17 protein-coding genes and 1 pseudogene are annotated in these 22,992 nt (G+C 66.8%); 4 read left to right on the forward strand and 14 right to left on the reverse strand.

What is annotated here, in order from left to right:
* On the forward strand, nucleotides 1–1,350 hold the full coding sequence (locus LTT66_RS26685) for an acetyl-CoA carboxylase biotin carboxylase subunit (protein ID WP_233061159.1): 1,350 nt from the start codon (nucleotides 1–3) through the stop codon (nucleotides 1,348–1,350).
* A gap of 54 nt (nucleotides 1,351–1,404) precedes the next feature.
* Here the strand turns inward: LTT66_RS26685 and LTT66_RS26690 are convergent, their stop codons facing one another.
* From LTT66_RS26690 to LTT66_RS26705, 4 genes and pseudogenes are all read right to left on the reverse strand, one after another.
* Nucleotides 1,405–2,274: an AfsR/SARP family transcriptional regulator gene (locus tag LTT66_RS26690; protein ID WP_233061160.1), complete on the reverse strand. Its 870-nt coding sequence runs from the start codon at nucleotides 2,272–2,274 to the stop codon at nucleotides 1,405–1,407.
* A 298-nt stretch (nucleotides 2,275–2,572) separates the two neighbouring features.
* Nucleotides 2,573–2,878 (reverse strand): annotated as a pseudogene (locus LTT66_RS26695) (AarF/ABC1/UbiB kinase family protein); the annotation flags it as partial.
* Nucleotides 2,879–2,926: 48 nt separating this feature from the next.
* On the reverse strand, nucleotides 2,927–4,180 hold the full coding sequence (locus tag LTT66_RS26700) for a PucR family transcriptional regulator (RefSeq protein ID WP_233061162.1): 1,254 nt from the start codon (nucleotides 4,178–4,180) through the stop codon (nucleotides 2,927–2,929).
* A gap of 272 nt (nucleotides 4,181–4,452) precedes the next feature.
* On the reverse strand, nucleotides 4,453–5,082 hold the full coding sequence (locus LTT66_RS26705) for a TetR family transcriptional regulator (protein ID WP_195105086.1): 630 nt from the start codon (nucleotides 5,080–5,082) through the stop codon (nucleotides 4,453–4,455).
* A 241-nt stretch (nucleotides 5,083–5,323) separates the two neighbouring features.
* Here LTT66_RS26705 and LTT66_RS26710 point away from each other — a divergent pair, with 241 nt between their 5' ends.
* Entirely contained in the window at nucleotides 5,324–6,253 is a 930-nt protein-coding gene (locus tag LTT66_RS26710) for a DUF1206 domain-containing protein (RefSeq protein WP_233061164.1), read from the forward strand.
* 24 nt (nucleotides 6,254–6,277) lie between these two features.
* Here the strand turns inward: LTT66_RS26710 and LTT66_RS26715 are convergent, their stop codons facing one another.
* The 3 genes from LTT66_RS26715 to LTT66_RS26725 all read right to left on the reverse strand — a co-directional run bounded on the left by LTT66_RS26715 (nucleotide 6,278) and on the right by LTT66_RS26725 (nucleotide 9,331).
* The gene (locus LTT66_RS26715; protein ID WP_233061166.1) at nucleotides 6,278–7,477 is read right to left on the reverse strand and encodes a Cmx/CmrA family chloramphenicol efflux MFS transporter; all 1,200 of its coding nucleotides are present in this window, start codon (nucleotides 7,475–7,477) and stop codon (nucleotides 6,278–6,280) included.
* A gap of 288 nt (nucleotides 7,478–7,765) precedes the next feature.
* Nucleotides 7,766–7,966: a ferredoxin gene (locus LTT66_RS26720; RefSeq protein WP_233061167.1), complete on the reverse strand. Its 201-nt coding sequence runs from the start codon at nucleotides 7,964–7,966 to the stop codon at nucleotides 7,766–7,768.
* Nucleotides 7,967–8,104: 138 nt separating this feature from the next.
* A complete protein-coding gene (locus LTT66_RS26725) occupies nucleotides 8,105–9,331 on the reverse strand; it encodes a cytochrome P450 (protein WP_233061169.1) in 1,227 nt (408 codons plus the stop codon).
* A gap of 155 nt (nucleotides 9,332–9,486) precedes the next feature.
* Here LTT66_RS26725 and LTT66_RS26730 point away from each other — a divergent pair, with 155 nt between their 5' ends.
* Entirely contained in the window at nucleotides 9,487–12,651 is a 3,165-nt protein-coding gene (locus tag LTT66_RS26730; RefSeq protein ID WP_233061171.1) for a BTAD domain-containing putative transcriptional regulator, read from the forward strand.
* Here the strand turns inward: LTT66_RS26730 and LTT66_RS26735 are convergent.
* The 4 genes from LTT66_RS26735 to LTT66_RS26750 all read right to left on the reverse strand — a co-directional run bounded on the left by LTT66_RS26735 (nucleotide 12,635) and on the right by LTT66_RS26750 (nucleotide 16,576).
* Nucleotides 12,635–13,384 (reverse strand): ABC transporter permease, encoded by a 750-nt coding sequence (locus LTT66_RS26735; RefSeq protein WP_233061173.1) that lies wholly within the window; start codon nucleotides 13,382–13,384, stop codon nucleotides 12,635–12,637. The two genes, LTT66_RS26730 and LTT66_RS26735, sit on opposite strands and share 17 nt — an antisense overlap.
* A complete protein-coding gene (locus tag LTT66_RS26740; protein WP_233061175.1) occupies nucleotides 13,381–14,319 on the reverse strand; it encodes an ATP-binding cassette domain-containing protein in 939 nt (312 codons plus the stop codon). Before LTT66_RS26740 ends, LTT66_RS26735 begins: the two co-directional genes overlap by 4 nt.
* Nucleotides 14,320–14,568: 249 nt before the next feature.
* Nucleotides 14,569–15,216, reverse strand: coding sequence for a phosphate signaling complex protein PhoU (phoU, locus tag LTT66_RS26745; protein ID WP_233061177.1), 648 nt, complete (start codon nucleotides 15,214–15,216; stop codon nucleotides 14,569–14,571).
* A gap of 76 nt (nucleotides 15,217–15,292) precedes the next feature.
* Nucleotides 15,293–16,576: a PucR family transcriptional regulator gene (locus LTT66_RS26750; RefSeq protein ID WP_233061179.1), complete on the reverse strand. Its 1,284-nt coding sequence runs from the start codon at nucleotides 16,574–16,576 to the stop codon at nucleotides 15,293–15,295.
* A 169-nt stretch (nucleotides 16,577–16,745) separates the two neighbouring features.
* Between LTT66_RS26750 and LTT66_RS26755 the strand changes: the two genes are divergently transcribed.
* Nucleotides 16,746–17,702: a class I adenylate-forming enzyme family protein gene (locus LTT66_RS26755; protein WP_233061181.1), complete on the forward strand. Its 957-nt coding sequence runs from the start codon at nucleotides 16,746–16,748 to the stop codon at nucleotides 17,700–17,702.
* A gap of 14 nt (nucleotides 17,703–17,716) precedes the next feature.
* Here the strand turns inward: LTT66_RS26755 and LTT66_RS26760 are convergent, their stop codons facing one another.
* The 3 genes from LTT66_RS26760 to rpoB are packed head-to-tail and all read right to left on the reverse strand — an operon-like array spanning nucleotide 17,717 to nucleotide 22,981.
* Nucleotides 17,717–18,886, reverse strand: coding sequence for a zinc-dependent alcohol dehydrogenase (locus tag LTT66_RS26760; protein WP_233061182.1), 1,170 nt, complete (start codon nucleotides 18,884–18,886; stop codon nucleotides 17,717–17,719).
* A gap of 12 nt (nucleotides 18,887–18,898) precedes the next feature.
* Nucleotides 18,899–19,411 (reverse strand): SRPBCC family protein, encoded by a 513-nt coding sequence (locus LTT66_RS26765; protein ID WP_233061184.1) that lies wholly within the window; start codon nucleotides 19,409–19,411, stop codon nucleotides 18,899–18,901.
* A gap of 54 nt (nucleotides 19,412–19,465) precedes the next feature.
* Complete coding sequence (gene rpoB / locus LTT66_RS26770) at nucleotides 19,466–22,981, reverse strand: DNA-directed RNA polymerase subunit beta (protein ID WP_233069410.1); 3,516 nt, start codon at nucleotides 22,979–22,981, stop codon at nucleotides 19,466–19,468.
* Nucleotides 22,982–22,992: the final 11 nt, after the last annotated feature.

Below are 22,992 nucleotides of genomic sequence, written 5' to 3' on the forward strand. Positions count from 1 at the left end.
ATGTTCGAGAAGATCCTGATCGCCAATCGCGGTGAGATCGCGCTGCGTGTCGCGCGCACCTGCCGTGAGCTCGGCCTGCGCACGGTGGCGGTGCACTCGGTCGCCGATGCCGACTCGGCGGTGGTGCGTTTCGCCGACGAGGCGGTGCAGATCGGCCCGTCCACGGCCAAGCGCAGTTATCTGAACGCCGCGGCGATTCTCGCCGCCGCCGAGCTCTCCGGCGCCGACGCGATCCATCCGGGGTACGGATTCCTGTCGGAGTCACCGGATTTCGCCGACGCCTGCCGCGCGGCGGGCGTCACGCTGATCGGGCCGCCCGCCGACGTGATGGCCCAGCTCGGTGACAAGCAGTCGGCGCGCACGCTGATGGCGAAGGCGGGATTGCCGCTACTGCCGGGCAGCCTCGATCCGCTCGAACTCGACGAGGCACACGCACTCGCGGATTCGATCGGCTTCCCGGTGATCATCAAGGCGGCGGCGGGCGGAGGTGGGCGCGGCATGCAGGTGGTGCACGAGAGTGCGGCGTTCCCGCGCGCCTATCAGGAGACCAGGGCGACGGCGCGGATGTTGTTCGGCGACAGCCGGGTGTATCTGGAGAAGTATCTCGCCGCGGCGAGGCACGTCGAGATCCAGGTGCTGTGCGACGGCCACGGCAACGGCGTGCACCTGGGTGAACGCGACTGCTCGGTGCAGCGCAGACATCAGAAATTGATCGAGGAATCGCCGGCTCCGCTGCTGCCGGAAGGTCTTGCCGACCGAATGGGCAGATCCGCCGTGAACGGTGTGTTGGAGGCAGGCTATACCGGTGCCGGAACCGTGGAATTCTTGGTCGATCAGGAGGGCAATCACTATTTCATGGAGGTGAACTGCCGGATTCAGGTCGAACATCCGGTCACCGAAATGGTAACAGGCATCGATTTGATCGCCGAACAGATTCGTGTTGCCGCAGGGCAATCTCTCGGCATCGTGCAGGAAGATATCGTCCTGCGCGGTGCGGCGATCGAATGCCGGATCAACGCCGAAGACCCTGCGGCCGAATTCGCGCCCGCCCCGGGAGTCCTGGCGGAATTCACGCCGCCGGGAGGTCCTTTCGTCCGCGTGGACACCCATGCGCACGTGGGTTATTCCATACCCCCGCACTACGATTCGCTGCTGGCCAAGCTGGTGGTGTGGGCGCCGGACCGCGACCGGGCGCTCGCCCGGATGCGGCGGGCGCTGGAGGAATTCCGGATCTCCGGCACCCGCGTCGCGACCACCCGGGACTTCCTGCGCGAGGTGCTCGACCACCCGGCGATGCGTGCCGCGACGCATACCACCGGATTGGTGGACGAGCTCCTCGGGCGGGGATGAGCGCGCCGGAGGTTCGCCCGGGGCTCGGCTCGCGGCCGAGCTCCGCGCACGGCGTCAGGCGGTCTCGGCGGCGGCGGTGCGGTACTCGGGGGAGTGCCACCCGATCAGATAGCCGGCGTGGCGGCTGTTGAGCATCGCGCTCACCGAGACGTCGGAGGCGGCCAGGATGTCCTGGTGCAGCTTCTGCAACTTCTGGCACGGATCCAGCCCCAGCTCACCCTGCATGAACCTGCTGAACTGCTGATAGGCGGCCAAGGCGCGGGCACGCTGCCCCGAGCGGCACAGGGCGAACATGTAGTACGCCTGGAGCCGCTCGTGGAGCGGATGCTGCATGGCCAGCCGCGCCAGATCGGGGCACACCTCGCGATGCCTGCCCAGACGCAACTCTGCCTCGACGCGCAGCTCGATGTTGGTCAGCCGCAGATGATCCAGATGCGATATCTCGGCGGCGAGCGGGATGCCGGCCTCCACGTCCACCAGCGCGGGACCGCTCCACAGCGCCTCCGCCGCGCCGAACAGATCCACCGCCCGCTGGTCGTCGCCGGTCTTGGCGGCGCATCGGGCGGCTTCGGACATGGACTGGTAGTCACGCAGATCGAACACGCAGTCCTTGACGTCGAAGGAATAGCCCTTACTGCGGGTCCGGAGAAAACGTTCGGCCACCTCTGCCTGTCCCACCCCGAGCTGCGCCGCTATCTTTTTACGGATTCCGAGGACATAGGTCTGCACGACTGTCACGGCGCTGCGCGGCGGATCGTCGTTCCACAATTCTTCGATCAAAGACGTCACCGGAACCACGGTGTCGTGCCGGACCAAGAGTAATGCCAGCAACTGCCGCTGCTTCTGGGCAGTCGGTGTCGCGTTGTGATTATTGACAGCAAGCGTCAATGGACCGAGCACGCGGGCGCAAACTGGATACTTCACTGGGAACTCTCCTACGGGCGACTGTTTTCCCCCGGCCGATGTGAGATCTCGATTCCCACCGCTTTGTAGGCTCCGTCAACAGTAGCGAGAAATCCGTATCGACGCCATGAATCCTGAGTAATATCGGAGTTAACACGTGGCGCGGCTGTGGCGAATTCTCCTTTGTCGCAAGGAGATTCGCCCGTTATTTGCGCCCGGCTCGGTTGCGGCGAGTTCGCGCGTGCTCGCCCGGTTTACCGGGCAGGGTGAGCTCGGTGGGTAGCCGCGGTCGACGCCTGCTGCCGGTGAGCCGCCCGCGTCACCCGCGATGTTGCCGGGTGCGTCGCCACTGCTCGATCGCACGCCCCATATCGGTTGTGGGCGGCTCGTCGTAGAGCCACTCTCGTGCGAGGCGATGCCAATTGTTGGTGACGTGGAGCTGGCCGAGCGCGGCGAAGGTGAACAGGTCCGCGCGGCGGGAGAAGACGTGCTCGGCCGGGAGCAGTTGGCGGCGCATACCTTTGAACTCGGCGGCTCGCGGGTCCATGGCGAGGATGACCGCGCCGGTGGCGATCTCGGGGGTGACGGTGATCCGCTCGTCGTGCAGGTGCCAGCCCGCCGCCGCAGCGACGCACGAGGTGCGAACCGCTGCCGGGTCCTCGGCCACCGCTACTCAGGCCGGGCGGCGGGTGCCGGCCGGTATCTCGCTCGGGTCGCTGTGAGCGGATGCGGCGATGAGCGCGGAGCGCAGGTACCAGACTCCTCTGCCGTCGGCGGGGTCGAGGCTGGTGAGCTGCGCGATTCGCCGCAGCCGGTAATCGACGGTGTTCGGATGGACATGCAGTCGCCGAGCCGTGCGCAGGCGGTGCATGCCCGTGTCGAGATGGGTTCGCAGTGTCTCCAACAGCTCCGGGTGGTCCATCAGCGGGGCCAGGTGTGTGCGGAGCCGGTCTCGCCCGGCTCCCGGGCGGGTGAGTTGATAGTGCAGCGCCAGCTCGGCGAATCGGTACAGCCCTGGTCCGCGCCCCAGCTGTTGCACGGTGTCCAGCAGTTCGTGGGCTTGAACAGCGGCGGTGGAGACCTCATCGGGGCCTGCCGACACGACGGTGGCGGTGACCGGCACTTGCGCTGCGGCGGACAGTGTCTGGACGACCTCGTCGAGGCCGGGGGCAGTGGGACGTGTGCGGGGAATGAGGATGGTTCCCCCGTCAACCGACAGCAGTGACAGCGTTCGATCACCGAACAGCACCGCGAGGGCGGCCTGGAGGCGGCGGAGCTTGCGCCGCGCGACGACCTGGCTGTCGAGGCCGGGACGGCTTTCGTCGGGATGCGCGGGCACGGCGAGCGCGAGCACGAAATATTCGTCGGCTATAGGTATTCCGCATTCGCGGGCCATCGCGGATGTCGCGTGCCCGCCCAGCAGTGCCGAGGTCAGGGTGTGCACCGCGGTGTGATGTTCGGCGGCGATGGCCTTGTATTCGCGGACGTAGGTTTTGCCGACGGTCCCGGTCAGCAGATTCGACAGCTCCACTACCGTGGCGGCGCCGGTGGCAATGTCGACGCGATGCCGGGGTCCTCGGTCGCCGAAGAGCAGGTCCAGCCCGAACTTGAATCCGGCGTGAACTGCGTGCAGGACGGTGTCGATCGGGATCCCCTCACGGGCCCAGCCCGCGGCCGCGGCCGGCAAACAGTCGATGCGGTCCGGCACGGCCTGCCCGTCCAATCGCTGGATCGCCCACTGCAGGCACGCCCGCACCACCTCGGTGACGTCGGCACCGACCGCGCCATTCGGCAGCGTCCGGCAGGGCACCGCCGAATCGATGACGTGCGTGACCACCTCGCGCGCCAGCCGGTGCACATCGGGCAGAGGCCGGATGATCGGCTGCCCTTTCGGATCGACAGCAGGATGAGCGATACCTTCGATCATCACCTGTGACCTCCTCGTCACCGCGCAGCCGCGGCCACGTCCCAGCTCAACCCTTCCGGGGTGGAGCAACTACGCGGCGCCTCGGCGTTACCGGTTGTGCACTCCGTCATCAACGGTAATCCGAGCTCACGATCAACTACTACTCCGCTTTCGGCAGGTGGCGGATGACTTCGAAATATGCTCCTGAAAAGGAGAAACAGGACATGCGCAGTCGGAGTGAAGGAGTGATTCGCCGCCGAAACCTGGGGAGGTGCTCACTTTTCGAGCATCTCTCAGACGGCGGTGGCCTTGGCTTCGGCCTCGATCCAGGCGCCGATCATCCGTCCGGTCATATCGATCGCCTCCGCGCGGGCGCGGCTGTCCACATCCAGAGCCGACGCGCGCAGGACCGCCGCGAAGCCGGTATTGATCATGACGAACGTCATCACGTCGTACTCGTGATCGTCACCCGGGCCGAGGATCTGGATCAACATCACCTTGACCAGCAGGCGCAGCCGCGGCTCGAACTCCGGGATACCACTGCTGTAGAACTGCACCCCGCCGACCAGCGCACGGACCAACTGCGCGTTCGCGACCAGTTCCGCGGTGATCACCTGCAGGATGTCGATGACGATCTGCTGGACGGACTTCTCCGACAAATGGAAAACCTGCTGGGTGAAGCGCCGCTCGATGGTCTCGAGCAACCGCTCGAGCAACTCCTCGACCAGGACGGCGCGATCAGCGAAGTACCGGTAGACCGTGCCTATGCTGACCCCGGCCTCCACCGCGATCCGGTTGGTCGAGGTATCGGCGATACCGCGCTCCCCGAACAACCGCGCCGCCGTATCCAGGATGTGCTCCCTGGTCGCCTTCGCACGCTCCTGCGTCGGACGACGGCGCTGACCGACAGTCTTCGGCGGCATCACGCCCTCCTGCTGATCATTCAAAATGAGCGACGCTCATCTTACCGACCGCCAGGTGCGCCGCCGACGCAAACATCGAGGTCGAGCCACGATCACTGCGGCGGCGCGGATTCGTGGACGCGGCAGCCGGATTCGCGCGAGCGCGGTGCAGGCCGGGTGAAGTCGGAGCAGGCCCATTGACGACCTCGTCGCGGTTATTCCAGCCGAACTGGGCAATACGGGTTCATGAGAGGTGAGAATCATGAGCTTGTTTCGAAGTGCTCCTAGGTATCGACGGCGCCGTACCGGCGGAATGGGACGCCGCCGGTGGCGCGGCGGTTACGGCAGTCGGTGGCGCGGCCGGTGGCGTCGGCGCGACAGCCGGGTGCCGCGCAGGTCCGCGGGGTCCGGAGGGCTGGCGGGCGCAGCGCGATTCGGCTTCATCGCACGCGGGATCGCCTACATCGTGATCGGCATTCTCGCGTTCATGCTGGCTGTCGGCACCGCGCAGCACGAGCCGAACGCGGGCGGGGCGCTCGCCGCACTCGCCGGTAAGCCGCTGGGCTATCTACTGCTGTGGATCCTGGCCCTCGGATTCGCCGCCCTGGCGGCTTGGCGGCTGGCGCAGGCCGCTACCGTGCCCGCGGGAAGTCCGAACGGACTTCGGCTGCGCGCCTCGGCTCTCGGGCTCTTCTACGCCGTGGCGTTCTTCGTGGTCCTCCGGTTCGTCGTCGACGGCCGGTCGCCGCAGCCCAGCGACGCCGTCGCACGCGACGTGACCGCCCGCATACTCGGTTGGGACGGGGGACAGGTGGTGGTGCTCCTGATCGGCCTGGTCATTCTCGCCCTGGGCGTACTGATCACTCTGCGCGGACTTCGTCTCGCCTTCGTCGATGACCTGCGGATGGGCTGGATGACCCAGGCATCGCGCGAGAGCGTGATCTGGTTGGGCCGGTTCGGTTATCTGGCGCGGGGCGTGATCGTGGTGGGCATCGGACTCGCCACAGTGGTTGCGGCCGCCGACTACGAGCCGGCGAATGCCAAGGGGGTCGACGCCGTACTGCACGATTTCGCCGACAGCGCCTTGGGCCCTTGGCTGCTCATCGTGGTATCGCTGGGCCTGATGGCCTTCGGGGTCCTGTCGTTCCTCCAAGCGAGATACCGGCGGACCTATGGCGGTGTCCCGGTGTGATTCGGGTGGCGCCGACCTGCTCCGCTATGCCAGGTCGGGCGCGCGCACCTGCTCGACCCGGCTCGTGGTGCGCTGACGATGCCCTACCAGCACGACACCCACCGCAGCGGTCGTGAAGGCGGTGCTGCACAACAGCGCCGTGGCCGGGTGACCGGTGCGGTCCACGACGAGACCGGCGACGCCGGGACCTAGCACGGCACCGATATTGAAGGCGGTAGTCGCCACAGCGCCGGCGATACGTGGTGCCGTTGACGTGGCGGTCTGCACGACCGTCGCGATCAGCGTCGACCCGACGCCGAACGCGACCGCACCCGTCACCGCCGCCATGAGCAGCACCCCGATCAGCGAGTGCGTGGTCAGAGCAGCGAGCAACCACACTCCGACGAGTACCACCGTTCCGGCGGTGATGATCCGCCGGCGGTGACGGTCGCTGTAGCGGCCGGTGAGCATCGACCCGGCGAATGAGCCGACACCGAACAGGGCCAGCGCCATCGGAACCCACCGGGTGCCCGCCCCTGGAACACCGGCAGTGATCGTGCCGAGGTAGGTGAACCCGGCGAATGTCGCGGCATTGACGAGGATCCCGGCCACAACGGCGGCCAGGACCGGTCGCAGGCCCACTACAGCCCATTCGCTTCGTATCGACAGTTGCTGCGCGCCGGGCCGATCACCCTCGCTCACGTCGCGGCCGACAAGCACCCACACCGGTATGAGCGCAGCGACGCTGATGACGGCCACAGCCCAGAACGCGGAACGCCATCCCCAGAGCTGCCCCAGCAGTGTGCCTGCGGGAACACCGGCGATGCAGGCCACCGTAACCCCGGACACCACCACGGAGGTCGCGCGTCCGATCGCGGCCGAGCCGACCAACCGTGGCAGCGCGGCCAGCGCGATCGCCAAGAACCCGGCGTTGGCGAGCGCCGCGACGACCCGAGTCACCAGCAAGAGCGCGAATTCGGTGGCGACAGCGCCGATGACATGAGCGGCACAGAACAACGCCAAGAACGCCGTGACCGAATCCCTGACCGGCAACCGGCCCGCCGCCACCGCCAGCACCGGCGCACCGAACACCATGCCGACCGCGAATAGCGAGGTCAGCAATCCAGCAGTACCGAGCGAGAGTCCGAAATCGGCCGCGATCTGCTCCAGCAATCCCGACACCATGAATTCGGACGTGCCCTGTGCGAAAACAGCAACAGCCAGCACGAACACCACAACGGGCATAAGAAGACAACTTCCCGGAGACAGGGCGCCACGGTCACATCACGGCGCCCGAGATGGTTGCGGAATCGGGTGATCCACCACCCGACAGCAAGAAATCGACATCGTCCGGCGTTGCGAGATATCGAGCATCACCAGCCGCTCGGCGAGCAGCGGGAACCACGCTCACAACGCCGCCCGGCGCACAGGCCGGGCGGCTACCGTCTGGACGCCTCCGGAGAACTCACGCCGACACCGTAACAACCCGGGCACACCGAGCCAACACAATTACGACGGCGTGCCCCGCGACCTCTAGTCCCGGGACTCATCGATGTCGAGTGCCCCGGACGGGCACGCAGCCAAGGCCTCCCGCACTGCCGAATGACCGCGCTGCGGTCCTGGGTCGAGCAACCGCACCCTGCCGTCGTTCTCGTCCTGATCGAAGACCTCCGGCGCGAGAAGGGCGCACATGCCCGCGCCGATACAGCGCTCCCGATCCGCAGAGATTCGCACTTCGTTCTCTCCTTTCATGAGCAACGGATAGGGCATGTCCCGAGGAAATGTGTCGGGGCTTCGCCGCTCACCGGGGCGATCCACAAGACAGGCCCTGCAGGTGCGTTCCCTCGCGGGTGACGCGCTCGGCAGACGGTCTTACCGGGCCGTATCGGTCCAGGTCACCGGCAGTTCGTGGACGCCGTAGATATTCATGTCGGTCCTGAGCTTCACCGCAGCGGCGGGGATGGCGAGCTCGAGGGCCGGGAAGCGACGCAGCAGTCCGGCGAAACCGGCGCGCATCTCGATGCGGGCCAGCTGCTGGCCGAGGCATTGATGGATGCCATGGCCGAAGGACAGGTGACCGCGGGCCTTGCGGTGGATGTCCAGGGTGTCGGGGTTGTCGAAGCGCTGGGGGTCGTGGTTGGCGGCCAGCAGTGAGACCACGACGGTCGATCCCTTGCCGATCGTTTCGCCGCCGAGTTCGATGTCCTCCGTGGCGTAGCGATAGAAGATATCGGCAACCGACAGGTAGCGCATGAGTTCCTCGACGGCATCCGGCAGCAGATCCGGGTCGGCGCGCAGTTCGGCCAGCTGCTCGGGGTGCTCCAGGAGCGCGAAGGTGCCCAGCGCCAGCATGTTCGCGGTGGTCTCGTGGCCCGCGAGCAGCAGCAGGAAGGCCACGCCGGTCAGCTCCTCGATGGTGAGGTCGTCATGGCGGGCCAGGTCGGACAGTATGTCGTCGCCGGGTTCGGCGCGCTTGCGCGTGACCAGTTCGGCCAGATACGTCGTCATCGCGCCGTACGCGGCCATCTTCTCCTCGAGCGGCTGGTCCTTGACCAAGAACTTGGCGGAGTTGATCTGGAAGGTCTCCCGGTCCGCGTAGGGGACACCGAGCAGTTCGCAGATCACCAGCGAGGGCACCGGCAGCGCGAACTCCTTGACCAGGTCGACCGGCGGGGCCAGGCGCGCCATCTCGTCCAGTTGCCGCTCGGTGATCTCGATGATGTGCTCTTCGAGCATCCTCATGCGTCTGACGGTGAAGGCGCCGGTGAGCATGCGCCGCAGCCGGGTGTGGTCCGGCGGGTCCATGGCGATGAACAGGCCCGGGATCTGCGGCGATGGTTCGGTGGCGGCGGGCATGCCGGGGGTCTCGTACGGCACGTGGAGGACGCCGATGTCCTGGCGGGAGCTGAACCGGGTGTCGGCCATGAGCCGACGCACCGCGTCGTAACCGGTGACGAGCCAGCCCTCGTGACCATCGGGGAAGGTCATCGGACTGACCGGGCGAGCTTCGCGCAGCCGGGTGATTTCGCGGGGCGGGTCGAAGGGGCCCGCGTCGCGTTCCATGGGGAGACCGTGCGGAATGGGAACCGTTCGAGTCATCGAATTGCCTTTCGTGGCGGTTGTTTCGACCACAGTCGCCGACAGTCCTGACACACGACTGACACGGCTCTGACACCGATCACGGCGCAGTCATGGCAGGCCCTGCGTGGCGCCTCGGCGACTTCCGTGCCCCGTCAGCAGCCGAAAACCCGCTCATGGCTCATGGCAAGATCAGCCGGGTGCAGATCGGGATTCTTGGACCATTCGAGCTCCGCGCGGACGACGGCGTTTTCGCCGAGGTGCCGGGCGCGCGGTTGCGCGGGCTGTTGGCCGCCCTCGCGCTCGAACCGGGTCACGCGGTCCCGAAGGGGACTCTCATCGACTGGATCTGGGGTGAACAACCGCCCTCCGATGCGGCGAATGCTCTGCAACGCTTGGTTTCCCGGCTGCGGAAGGCCCTGCCGGAAGGGGTGGTCGAGGGGCAGGCGGACGGCTACCGGTTGAAGGTGGAACCCGACGCTGTCGACGCCGTTCGGTTCGAACGCCTCGTCGCCCGCGCTCGCAACGACGAGGATCCACGGGGGGTACGGCTGCTGCGCGAGGCCCTCGCATTGTGGCGCGGCGCGGCCATGCAGGACATCGGCCTGCAGGACAGTGCGGCGTTCGACGCGGCGGTCACCCGGCTGGAGGGGCTACGCCTGACCGCCATGGAGGACCGGTTCGATGCCGAGATCAGCCTCGGCCACGGTGCGGAGCTGGTGACGGAACTGACCGACCTGGTGGCCGCGCATCCGGTGCGGGAACGGCTTGTCGCCGCGCTGATGCGAGCCCTCGTCGCGACCGGTCGCGACACCGAGGCGATGCTCGTGTACGAGCGCACGAGAGAAACCCTGGCCGACGAACTGGGCGTCGACCCGTCAGCGGAGCTGTCCGCGTTGCACCTCGCGCTGCTGCGCGGCGAGCTGGGACGGCGGGAGGAGAACCGGAAGACCAACTTGCGTGCCGAGCTGACCAGCTTCGTCGGCAAGGACGCCGATATCGCCGCGGTCGGCGAACTCAACGCCGAACATCGGCTCACCACCCTGATCGGCCCGGGCGGCTCGGGAAAGACCAGACTGGCCACGGAAACCGCGCGCACGTTGCTCGGCGACCTGCCGGACGGAGTCTGGATGGTGGAACTCGCGGCCATCGGCGCCGACGGTGACGTCGCGCAAGCGACGCTCGCCGCGCTCAAACTGCGCGACGCGCTGCTCGGCGAGGCGCCGGACGCGGAGCCGACGGATCGGGTCGTCGCCGCGATCCGCGAGCGCGCCATGTTGCTGATTCTGGACAACTGCGAGCACGTGATCGAGTCCGCGGCGACCTTCGCCCATCGAGTGCTCGGAGAATGCCGACGGCTGCGGATCCTCGCGACGAGCCGGGAACCCCTCGGCATCACCGGCGAGGCACTGTGGCCGGTTGTGCCGCTGGCCTTGCCGAAGGGGGACGCCGCCCCCGGTGAGATCGAGTCCTCACCGGCAATCCAGCTGCTGCGCGACCGGGCGGGCGCGGTGCGCAAGGATCTCGTGGTCGACGCCCACGCGTTGGCGACGATGGCGCGCGTCTGCCGGGCGCTGGACGGTATGCCGCTGGCGATCGAACTGGCCGCGGCCAGGTTGCGCACCATGTCCCTCGATCAGCTCGCCCACCGTCTCGACGATCGATTCCGCCTGCTGACCGGCGGCAGCCGAACCGCGCTGCCGCGGCACCGGACCCTGCGCGCGGTGGTCGACTGGAGCTGGGAATTGCTGACCGACGCCGAACGGACGGTCCTGCGCAGGCTCTCGGTGTTCTCGGGCGGGGCGAGCCTGGAAGCGGCCGAGCGGGTCTGCGCGGGCGATGCGGTCGAGACGGATCAGGTGCTCGAGTTGCTGACCGCGCTCAGTGAGAAATCGCTGGTGGTCACCGAGGGTGATCGGGCGCCGCGCTACCGGATGCTCGGCACGATCAAGGAGTACGCCGAGCAGCGTCTCGCGGAGGCGGGTGAATCGGATCCGGCGCGCCGGGCGCATCTCGCGCATTTCACCGCACTCGCCGAAACCGCGGACCCGCATCTTCGCCGCGCGGAGCAACTGGAATGGCTGGCCACGCTCGAGGCCGAGCACGACAACATCGCTGCCGCGATGCGCGGTGCGCTCGCGGCCCGCGAGGCAGACGCGGCGATGCGCCTGGCCGCGGCCGCCGGCTGGTACTGGTGGCTCGGTGGTCACAAGGCCGAGGGCAACGAGCTGATCATGGCGGCCGCTACCCTGCCGGGCGAGGTAGCCGACGAGATCCGGGCCATGGTGTACGCGTTCGTCGTACAGTTCGTGACCTCCGGACGGCAGGGTGACGAGTACCAGGCGCAGGAGTGGATCCACAAGGCTTACGACATCAGCCGGGATGTTCCGAAGCGTCACCCGGTGCTGAGGTTCATCGCCCCACTGGAACGCCTGCTGCACGGCCCGGACGCGTTGTTGCCCGCGTGGGAATCACTGCTGGACGACGACGATCCTTGGGTACGCGCACTGGCTTTGCTGCATCTCGGCAAGACGCGGATTCAGCTCGGTCACGACGGCCGGGAGGCGGACACCTACCTCGAGACGGCGCTCATCGAGTTTCGCGCGCTCGGCGAACGGTGGGGAATGTCGTTCGCCCAGATCGAGCTGGCGAACCGAATCGCCATGCGCGGCGAGTTCGCCGGTGCCTGCGAGCATTACGAACAGGCGATCGCGGTCGTCACCGAGGTCGGTGCCATCGAGGACGTCGTGCCGATGCGGTCGCGGCAGGCCCAGTTGTACTGGCTGGCGGGCGATGCGGAGTCGAGCGAGGCCGCGATGGCCGAGGCGCAACGGTGCGCGCTGCGCGTCGCCTGGCCGAACGCACTGGCCGAGCTGGCGCTGACGAAGGCGGAGCTCGCGCGCTGGCGCGGCGACGCCGAGCAGGCACACCGGCAACTCGACGTCGCGAAAGCCATCCTGGGCGAAGACGCCGAGCGGGCGAACGTCCGCGCGGCGATCCGAGACCAGCTCGGCTACCTCGCCGAGAATCTCGATGTGGCCCGCGAACACCGCATCGCGGCCTTCGAGGCGGCCTTCGAGGCGGGGCATGCACCCCTGATCGCCCAGATGCTCGTCGGGATCGCGGACCTGGCGCTGCGTGACCGGCAGTACGAGCAAGCGGCGCGGCTGCTCGCGGCGAGCGCCGGCCTGCGCGGTCTGCCGGATCGTTCCCAGCCGGATGTGGGCCGGATCGAGCAGGCAACGCGAAACCGCCTCGGCGACGCGGGGTTCGCCGAGGCGGCTCGGGAAGGGTCACAGACGAGCTGGAGTCAGCTGGTCGCGGTCACGCTCGCTTCTTGAACGTGGAACCCGCCCACAGATACCCGACGAGAGCGATCCCGGCGCACCAGGCGACGGCGGCGATCGCGTCGCCGGAGGACGGTGCGCCGTTGAGCAATCCGCGCATCGTTTCGATGATCGGCGTGAAGGGCTGGTATTCCGCGAACTGCCGCAGGCCCGGCCCCATCTTCTCCGCCGGGACGATCGCGCTGCTGAAGAACGGCAGCATGACCAGCGGCACCGACGCCAGACCCGCCGTTTCCGGAGACTTCGCCGCCAATCCCAAGGCGACCGTGAGCCAGGCGGCCGCGAAACCGAGCAGCACGACGATGCCGGCCACGCCCAGCCACTCGAGGAAACTCGCCGCCGGACTGAATCCCAGCAGGAAGGCCACCCCGATGAGGGCCGCGATGGCGACCAGATTGGTCAGCACGGTGGCGATCACATGACCGGTCAGCACCGCACCACGGGAGACGTCCATGACCTTGAACCGGTTGATGATGCCCGTCGTCATGTCGGAGTTCACCGATGTCGCGGTGGCACCCAGCCCGTAACAGACGGCCAGCAGGATCAGACCCGGTGTCGCGTAGTCGATGTAGTCGACACCGACGTCGAAAGCGTCGCCGAACATGTACACGAACATCAGCATGATGATGATCGGCATCAGGACCGCGTTGAACACCGAGGTCGGGTTCCGGGCGATGTGCTTGAAGTTGCGGCGCAACATCACCATCGAGTGGGATCTGGTGCTCATTTCGCAGCCTCCGTGGTGTGGCCCGTCAGGGCGAGGAAAACGTCGTCGAGGTCGGGTGTGTGCACGGAGAACTCTTCGGCGGCGAGTGCGTACTCGTCGAGCCGGTCCAGCAGCGCGCGAAGCGATTTCGTCCCGCCATCGCTGGGCACCTTCAGGGTCAGTGCCTCGTCGTCCTGTGTGGAGTCGGTGAAGAGCCGAGCAGCCGCGCCGAGTTGGGCGACGGTGGTGAAGCGCAGCCGCACGTGCGTCCCGGGGACCTGGCGTTTGAGGTCGTCGGGGGTGCCCTGGGCGACCAGGCGGCCCTGGTGGAGTACCGCGATGCGATCGGCGAGCTGATCGGCTTCCTCGAGGTACTGGGTGGTGAGGAAGATGGTCACCCCGTCGGCCACCAGATCGCGGATGATCGTCCACATCGTGCGACGGCTGCGCGGGTCCAGTCCGGTCGTCGGCTCGTCCAGGAAGATGATCCGCGGGTTGCCGACGAGCGTCATCGCCAGGTCGAGCTTCCGGCGCATGCCGCCGGAATAGGTCGACGCGGGCCGCTGCGCCGACTCCAGCAGATCGAAGCGTTCCAGCAGCTCTGTGACGGTCCGCTTGCCGTCGCCGGACGGTACCCCGTTCAGATCCACCATCAGCTGCAGGTTCTCCTGCCCCGTCAGCAGCTCGTCCACCGCCGCGAACTGACCGGTGACCCCGATCGCCGCACGCACCGCCTTCGCCTCGGTCGCGACGTCATGGCCGGCCACGTGTACCGACCCGCCGTCTGCCTTCGCCAATGTGGTGAGCACGTTCACCGTCGTCGTCTTACCCGCCCCGTTCGGGCCGAGCAGGGAAAAGACCGTGCCCGCACGAACATCCAGATCGATGCCGTCGAGCACGATCTTGTCCCCGTACGCTTTCCGCAGCCCGGAAACCGTGATCGCTGAATTTCTCATGCGACCACCATCGGCACCCGCCCTGACACCCACCTGTCACGTCCCTGTCACGACCACTGACACGGTGTTCCAGCTCGTCGCTCGGACGTGGAGCCGGAACATCGACCGGCCCGATCGTCGCCCGGCACTTCCGCCGGGCCGTCATGTCACCCATCTGACGCGACAGGTACCGGCGATCGGCCACCCCGGTCGTCGGTACGCGGCGGTATTCGGTCATCCACCCTCGTCCACGGCCGGGCCGACCTACGGTCAGTGGTCGGGAGAGTGACCGGTTGCCATGAAGATGGTGCGCCGGCCGACTTCGACGGCGTGGTCGGCGAATCGCTCGTAGTAGCGACCGACCAGGGCGAGGTCGACCGCGGCGGCGGTTCCGCCGGTCCAGTCGTCGGCGAGTATCGCCGCCAGGAGTTGCTGATGCAGGTGGTCCATGGTGTCGTCCTGGCCGTCGAGCTGGGCGGCATCGTGGGGGTCGCCCGAGACCAGCACCTCGGCGGCGCTGGTGGCCATGTCGGTGGCGGCCGCACCCATGCCGGCCACGATCGGGCGCACCGTTTCCGGCACCGCGTGCTGCGGATGGCGGCGGCGCGCGACGTTGGCGATGTGCTCTGCCAGCGCGGCCATGCGGACCAGATCGCCGACGAGCTGGATGGCGGCGACCACCCGCCGTAGCTCACCGGCGACCGGCGCCTCCAAGGCCAGCAGGCTCACCGCCGTGTGCTCACAGTCCTCGCGCATGGCGTCGATCTCGTGGCAGATATCGATCGCTCGTTCGGACAACTCCAGATCGGCGCCCAGCAGAGCGCTCGTGGCGGTGGCGATGGCGTCGTGGTTACGCAGGCACATCGCTTGTAACCGATCAGCGAGTTGATCGAGGTTCTCGTGGAAGCGAGTCCGCATCCTCCCATCCTCCACCAGCGCGTCAAGGCCCGCGGGCCCGGCTGCTGTCGTCGAGCCGGGTTTCGTCAACGGCTGGTCACGACGTTTCCGGGCGCAGGACCGGCGCGCCGTACCAATGACAGACGAGCAGGGCCAGTTCGATGTCGAGTCGGTCTTCGGCGATGGGCCTGCCGCGTCGCGAGACCGCTCGTCCGACGCGGTACTTGACGGAGTTGGCGTGGAGATCGAGTTCCGCGGCGGCTGCTTTGTAGCTCGATCCGCTTCGCAGGAATACCTGAAGCGTCTCGCGCAGCCGTGCGTCGTTGTCGTTGTCGGTGGACAGGGCACCGAGCACCTCGCCCACCCATTCCCGGACTTCCGCGATGCTCCTGCCGAGCAGGGCCGCCACCGCCAATCCGGGATCTTCGGCCGCGATGACGCACTGTTCGGCGTCTCCCCGCGCCAGGGCGACCGAGCGCGCGTCTTGGGCCGAGCGGTGAGACCGGCGGAACCCGGGCACTCCGGGAGCCATCGTGCCGATCGCGACCCGCGGGGCGCTACGCTGCGCGGCAGCGAAACCACGGACGGCGGCGACGGCATCGGGTTGCGCCGATCGGTACGGCAGCCAGGCCCAGCCGCTCAGCTGATCGTCGGCGACGAACAGCGGGCTCGCGCCGGCTCCCCCGGTCTCGGCCGCCGCACGGACGAACTGTTGCAGCTGGGCCAATTCGTCATCGCCGGCACCGGTATCGGGGTACCAGACGATGAGCGCCAGGTGGTGCCAAAGCACTGGATAGCGGATCAGCTCGGTAGTGCCATCGATATCGACGGTTTTGCCCGCCAGTAATTCGCGCACACGGAGCGCGCGGACACTGTTGCGGGTTTCCAGCCATTGCTCGCGCTCGCCTTCGTAGACGGCGACGACCTGCTGGATGATTCGGTCGAGATAACGGAACATCCTCGTGGTCATCACCTGACCGACAAGGAAGGGGTCCACCGGCATCCGCTCTGTCGCCCGCAGTTCGGCGAAGACCAGTTCGGTTACTCGCCGCTGGCCGAGGTGATAAGCGCGAACCAGGACATTGAGCGGGACGCCGCGCTGCGCCAAGCGTCTCGCGTACGCGATCGCCGCCGAAGGCAGGTAGAGGCGCGTCGCCGGGAAATCGTGGCGCAGTGCGTGCAGCAAGGTGTCGATATTGCCTTGCACGCTGGCGCCGAGCAGTTCGACGGTGTGGACATCCGCGGGCAGCTCCGGTACCTCGTCCTCAAGTGCGCGGCAGACAGTCGCGCTGATCTCCGTCACCCGCTCGTTCATGCGGGCGGCGATCGTCGCGACATAACGGTCGACCTCGATATCGCCGTTGCGACGAGAACTCGTCACCACCTGATCGTAATGACATCGCCGCGACCGCGAGGACGATATTGTCTTCCGGCGACAAAGCACGCGGCGAATTTGAGCGCGGCACGACGGTGCCGAGGCGCGCCGCGATTCCTACCGTGGTCGTTGAGCCCTACGCCGTTGCTCCCTACGCTCTTGCCGAGGAGACCGTATGACGCTTTCGATTCTCCCGGACTGTCGCGCCGTAGCGGCCCCGAACGCACCCGCCCTTGCCGACGACAGCATCGAACTGGACAACAGTGGGTTTCTGGCCGCTGTGCGGCGCGTCGCGGCGTCCCTGAACGGCATGGGTGTCGCCACCGGCGACGTCGTCGCGATCATGCTGCCCGGCTCCGTCGACCTGGTGGTATCGCTGTTCGCGACCTGGCGTCTGGGCGCCACACCCGCACTGATCGATCCGATGGCGACTCACACGGAAGCGAGCCATCAGATCGCCGATTCCGATTCCAAGGTCCTGATCGGCGTCGCGGGCCCTGCGGCGATCGCCGCGACGGTCCGGGTGATCACGCCCACCGCGGCGCCCACGGCGGCGGAACAAGACACTATCGAAGCGGTGCGGCCCAGCGGGGAAGCGCCTGCGCTGATCAGCTACGGCGACGGCAATCCAGCGATGTTCGACCACCGGAACCTCGAGGCAATGTGCGGGCTGGCGATCAAAGTATTCGCGCTCACCGATGCCGATCACAGTTTGTCGACGCTGCCGATGCGGAAGTTGTGCAGCATCTTGTTGGGCGCCTTGTCACCGTTGGCAGCCGGGGGTTGCGCCACTGTGGCGGGCCCGGTCAGCGCGCAGTCGTTCTTGGACCGGATCGAGCGAATCCGGCCCACCTACTATTCGGCGTTACCGAGCCTGTACGCGGCGCTGTCCGAGCTGCCTCGCCAGATACGGACCGACACTTCGTCGGTGCGCTTCGCCATCTGCTGCGCGGCGCCGGCCGGAACCGAACTGCGCACCGAGTTCGAACACCACTTCGGGATACCCATCATCAACAGCTACGGGATGCGCAAGGTCATTGCGCGAGCGCATTCGACCTATTCACCGGCGTCCAGCGGACGGGGGCCGAGCAGCGCATCCGCCACGCCGCGCTACCGGTCGGCGACCGGGTGAAGCGGGAACCCCCGTCAGGGCCGGAAGACCGAGCGGACGCAGCCTTCTTCTTTGTTCTTGAAGATGTCGTAGCCGTACACCGCGTCCTCGAGCGGCATGTCGTGGGTGATCAGGTAGGAGGGGTCGAGGTCGCCTTGCTGGATGTAATCGAACATCCGGGGCACGTACCGCTGACCATATTGCTGGGCGGTGCGAATAGTGAGGCCTTTGTTGGTCACGACGACCATGGGGAACTTGTCGGTCAACCCGTAGATACCGAGCACTGCGACGACGCCACCTTTCCGGCACGCGAGAATTGCTTCCCGCAGCGGTGTCGCTCGGTCGGATTCGAGCCGGAGCAGCTGTTTGGCGCGATCGTAGAGCTGCTGCAGTCCGGTGCCATGCCCTTCGATGCCGACAGCGTCGATGCAGGCATCCGGGCCGCGGCCGCCGGTGCTCTCACGCAGGGCCTCCTGGACGCTGTCGACGGCGGTGTAGTCGATGGTCTCGGCGCCGAACTGCTCGCTTGCCATGGCCAATCGCTCGGGAAAACGGTCGATGACGATGACCCGGTCGGCGCCGAGAAGCCGGGCGGAATGCCCCGCCATCAATCCGACGCCGCCGCTGCCCCACACCGCGACGGTGTCACCGGGGTGGATGTCGCAGAATTCGGCGCCCATCAGCCCGGTCGGGACGGCATCGGAGACGAACAGGGCCTGTTCGTCGGTGATGCCTTCCGGTATCCGAAAGCAGTTGACGTCGCCGAAGGGGACACGAATATATTGCGCGTGCGATCCCTGATAGCCGCCGAAGGGGTGGGTGTAGCCGTAGATGCCACCGGTCGGGTAGCCGAAAAGAGGTTGTTGCAGCGCGCTGTTCGGATTGGTGGTGTCGCACAGGGAATACAATTCGCGGTCGCAGTACCAGCACGACGCGCACCCGATGAAAGACGGGACGACCACGCGGTCGCCCACCTCGGTCGAGGTGACCTCGGCTCCGATTTCGACCACCTCACCCATGAACTCGTGTCCGAAGACGTCGCCTTCCCGCATTCCCGGCAGATACCCGTCGATGAAATGCAGGTCGGACCCGCAGGTAGTGGTCAGGCGGACCTGCACGATGACATCGTGCGGATTGACCAGGATCGGGTCGGGGACGGTCTCCACGGCGAGGTCGTCGACGCCGTTCCAGCAGAGCGCATGCATGTCTCCTGCTGTTCACCGAGCGGAAGAGCGAGCGCTCGGGTTGTGGGCCAGGGTGGGTATCTCGCCGGTCTGCAGCCGGGCTCGGGCCCGGTAGAGGGCGGTGAAGGTCGCCGCGCCGGTCAGCAGGTCCGGTAGCGGAGTCCGCGCCCGCATCGTCACTTCGGTACCGAGGTCGCGCGGCGCGTCCGCGAAGCCGAGCTCGAGTTCCAGGCCCGGCGCGGCAGAGGTGTCGTCGTCCGTTGAGCCGACGAACCGGAAGCGCCCGTCCTCCTCATGCAGCGTGGTCGTCCAGGTCGTGCGTCCATCGGCGCCCGAAGGGAACGTCCACTCGTAGCTGGACGGCCCGCTCGAACGGACCTCGGCGACATCGCCCAGGACCTCGGACAGGTTCGCCGGATCGCGCCAGAATCGCTCGACCTCGGCGCGTGGGCGTGCGATGGCGCTGGACGTCGAACACCGGGTCGGTCGGCATACCTGCGGGCTGGGCACGGACGGCTCGCTGATCGAGACCAGCGCGCCACGCACGGACTATCGTCACCGTCGCGTGCGCGGCGCGCTGATCAGCGCTCGGCAGCCCGATCAGCCCGGCAGGTCGTCCACCACTGCGGATTCGTTGCGGGACAACGTGATGCCCAGGTTGGCCGCGGTGCGATCGAGATCGTCATCGCTCTGGTGCAATTCGATGGCGGAGCCGGCGGAGAGCACTTCGACGTTGAGGCACAGTGACTGGAGTTCTTTGAGCAGGACTTTGAACGATTCCGGGATGCCCGGTTCCGGGATGTTCTCGCCCTTGACGATCGCTTCGTAGACCTTCACCCGACCGACCACGTCGTCGGACTTGATGGTCAACAACTCCTGCAGCGTGTACGCCGCGCCGTAGGCCTGCATGGCCCAGCACTCCATCTCACCGAAGCGCTGACCACCGAACTGCGCCTTACCACCCAGCGGCTGCTGGGTGATCATCGAGTACGGACCGGTCGAACGGGCATGGATCTTGTCGTCGACCAGGTGATGCAGCTTCAGGATGTACATGTAACCGACCGCGACCGGATACGGGAACGGCTCACCGGAACGCCCGTCGAACAGCACCGCCTTACCGTCGTCATCGACCATCCGCTCCCCGTCACGGTTGGGCAGCGTCGAGGCCAGCAAACCGGTCAGCTCCTCCTCCCGCGCACCGTCGAACACCGGCGTGGCGATATTCGAATCCGCCGGCGCGCCCAGCATCTCCTCCGGCAGCGCCGCCGCCCAGTCCGGGCGGGAGCCATCGGCAGCGACATCGACCCGCCACCCGGCCTTACCGATCCACCCCAAATGGGTTTCCAGGATCTGACCGATGTTCATACGACGCGGCACACCGTGCGTGTTCAAAATGATGTCCACCGGCGTGCCATCGGGCAGGAACGGCATGTCCTCGGTCGCGAGGATCTTGCCGATCACACCCTTGTTCCCGTGGCGACCGGCCAGCTTGTCACCGTCCTGGATCTTGCGTTTCTGCGCCACATACACCCGCACCAGCTCGTTCACCCCCGGCGGCAGGTCATCGTCGTCCTCCCGGGAGAACACCCGGATACCGATCACCTTGCCCGACTCACCGTGCGGCACCTTCAACGACGTATCGCGCACCTCGCGGGCCTTCTCACCGAAGATCGCCCGCAGCAACCGCTCCTCCGGGGTCAGCTCGGTCTCACCCTTCGGCGTGACCTTACCGACCAGGATGTCCCCATCCCGCACCTCCGCACCGATCCGCACGATGCCCCGCTCGTCCAGATCGGCCAAAACCTCATCGGAAACGTTCGGGATATCCCGCGTGATCTCCTCAGCACCCAGCTTGGTGTCGCGAGCATCGATCTCGTGCTCCTCGATATGGATCGAGGTCAACACATCCTGCTCCACCAACCGCTGCGACAGGATGATCGCGTCCTCGTAGTTGTGACCCTCCCACGGCATGATCGCCACCAACAGGTTCTTACCCAGGGCCATCTCACCGTTCTCGGTGCACGGCCCATCAGCCAGAACCTGACCACGCTCCACCCGCTGACCCTCGTCCACAATCGGACGCTGATTCGAACACGTGCCCTGATTCGACCGGTTGAACTTCCGCATCCGGTAGCTGCGGCGGGTGCCGTCGTCGTGCATGACGGTCAGGTAGTCGGCGGAAACTTCTTCGACCACACCGGCCTGTTCGTTCACCACCACATCCCCGGCATCGATCGCGGCGCGCGACTCCATGCCGGTGCCGACCAGCGGGGCCTCCGAGCGGATCAGCGGCACGGCCTGCTTCTGCATGTTCGCACCCATCAGGGCGCGGTTGGCGTCGTCGTGCTCGAGGAACGGGATCATCGCGGTCGCCACCGACACCATCTGACGCGGCGAGACGTCCATGTAGTCGACCTCGTCGGCCGTGACGAGCTCGACCTCGGAATTCTTGCGACGCACCGCGATTCGCGCGCCGATGAAGCGCCCCTCGGCATCGAGCGGCTCATTCGCCTGCGCCACGACGTGCAGGTCTTCCTGATCGGCGGACAGGTACTCGACCTCGTCGGTCACCCGGCCGTCGACCACTTTCCGGTACGGCGTCTCGATGAATCCGAACGGATTCACCCGCGCATATACCGACAGATAACCGATCAGGCCGATGTTCGGGCCTTCCGGGGTCTCGATCGGGCACATCCGGCCGTAATGGCTGTAGTGCACATCGCGCACTTCCAGACCGGCGCGTTCCCTGGTCAGACCACCCGGGCCCAGCGCGGAGAGACGACGTTTCTGGGTGAGACTGGCGAGCGGGTTGCGTTCATCCAGGAACACCGACATCTGCGAGGTCCCGAAGAACTCCTTGATCCCCGCGACGACCGGCCGGATGTTCATCAGGGTCTGCGGCGTGATCGCCTCGACGTCCTGAGTGGTCATCCGCTCGCGGACCACGCGCTCCATCCGGGACAGACCGACCCGCATCTGGTTCTGGATCAGCTCGCCGACGGTGCGCAGGCGACGGTTGCCGAAGTGGTCGATGTCGTCCACTTCCACCGGGACCTCGACGCCACCGGGGGCGGTCATGGTCTTCTCGCCCGCGTGCAGACGGAGCAGGTATTCGATGATCGTGACGATGTCTTCCTCGGTGAGCGCCGGTGAGCCGATGACCTCGTCGGTGTGGATGCCGAGTTTCTTGTTGACTTTGTACCGGCCGACGCGCGCCAGGTCGTAGCGCTTCTCCTTGAAGAACAGATTCTCCAGCAGGGTCTGCGCGGTCTCTTTCGTCGGCGGTTCACCCGGGCGCAGCTTGCGATGGATATCGAGCAGCGCCTCATCGGTTCCCGCGGTGGTGTCCTTCTCCAGGGACGTCATCATGACCTCGGAGAAGCCGAACCGCTCGGTGATCTGCGCACTGCTCCAGCCGAGCGCCTTGAGCAGGACCGTCACGGGTTGGCGGCGCTTGCGGTCGATGCGAACGCCGACGGTGTCGCGCTTGTCGATGTCGAACTCCAGCCACGCGCCGCGCGACGGGATGACGCGCACGCTGTGCAGCGTCTTCTCGGTGGCCTTGTCGACGGACTCGTCGAAGTAGACACCCGGCGAACGGACCAGCTGCGAGACGACCACGCGTTCGGTGCCGTTGATGATGAACGTGCCCTTGTCGGTCATCATCGGGAAATCACCCATGAAGACCGTCTGGCTCTTGATCTCACCGGTGTTGTTGTTGATGAACTCCGCCGTGACGAACAGCGGAGCCGCGTACGTCATGTCCTTGTCTTTGCACTCATCGATCGAGGCTTTGATTTCCTCGAAACGAGGGTCGGAGAGCGTCAACGACATCGTCGCGGTGAAGTCCTCGATGGGGCTGAGTTCAGCGAGCACCTCGTCCAGACCACCCGCGAGCGACTCGCCGCGGGCGGCTGCCCGTTCGCGCCACGCAGGTGCGCCGATCAGCCATTCGAACGACTCGGTCTGGATCTCCAACAACCCTGGAACATCCAGGGGCTCACGGAGTTTGGCGAACGAGACCCGTTTCGGCGCCCCGGGAACTCCGGTATCGACGGGACTTCCTGCATTGACCTCGGTTTGACTCGAGACTGCCAAGATGCGTCCTTCCAGCACCTCGCGCCGCC

Origin of the sequence: Nocardia gipuzkoensis, from assembly GCF_021183645.1 — a bacterium.
Classification (GTDB): domain Bacteria; phylum Actinomycetota; class Actinomycetes; order Mycobacteriales; family Mycobacteriaceae; genus Nocardia; species Nocardia abscessus.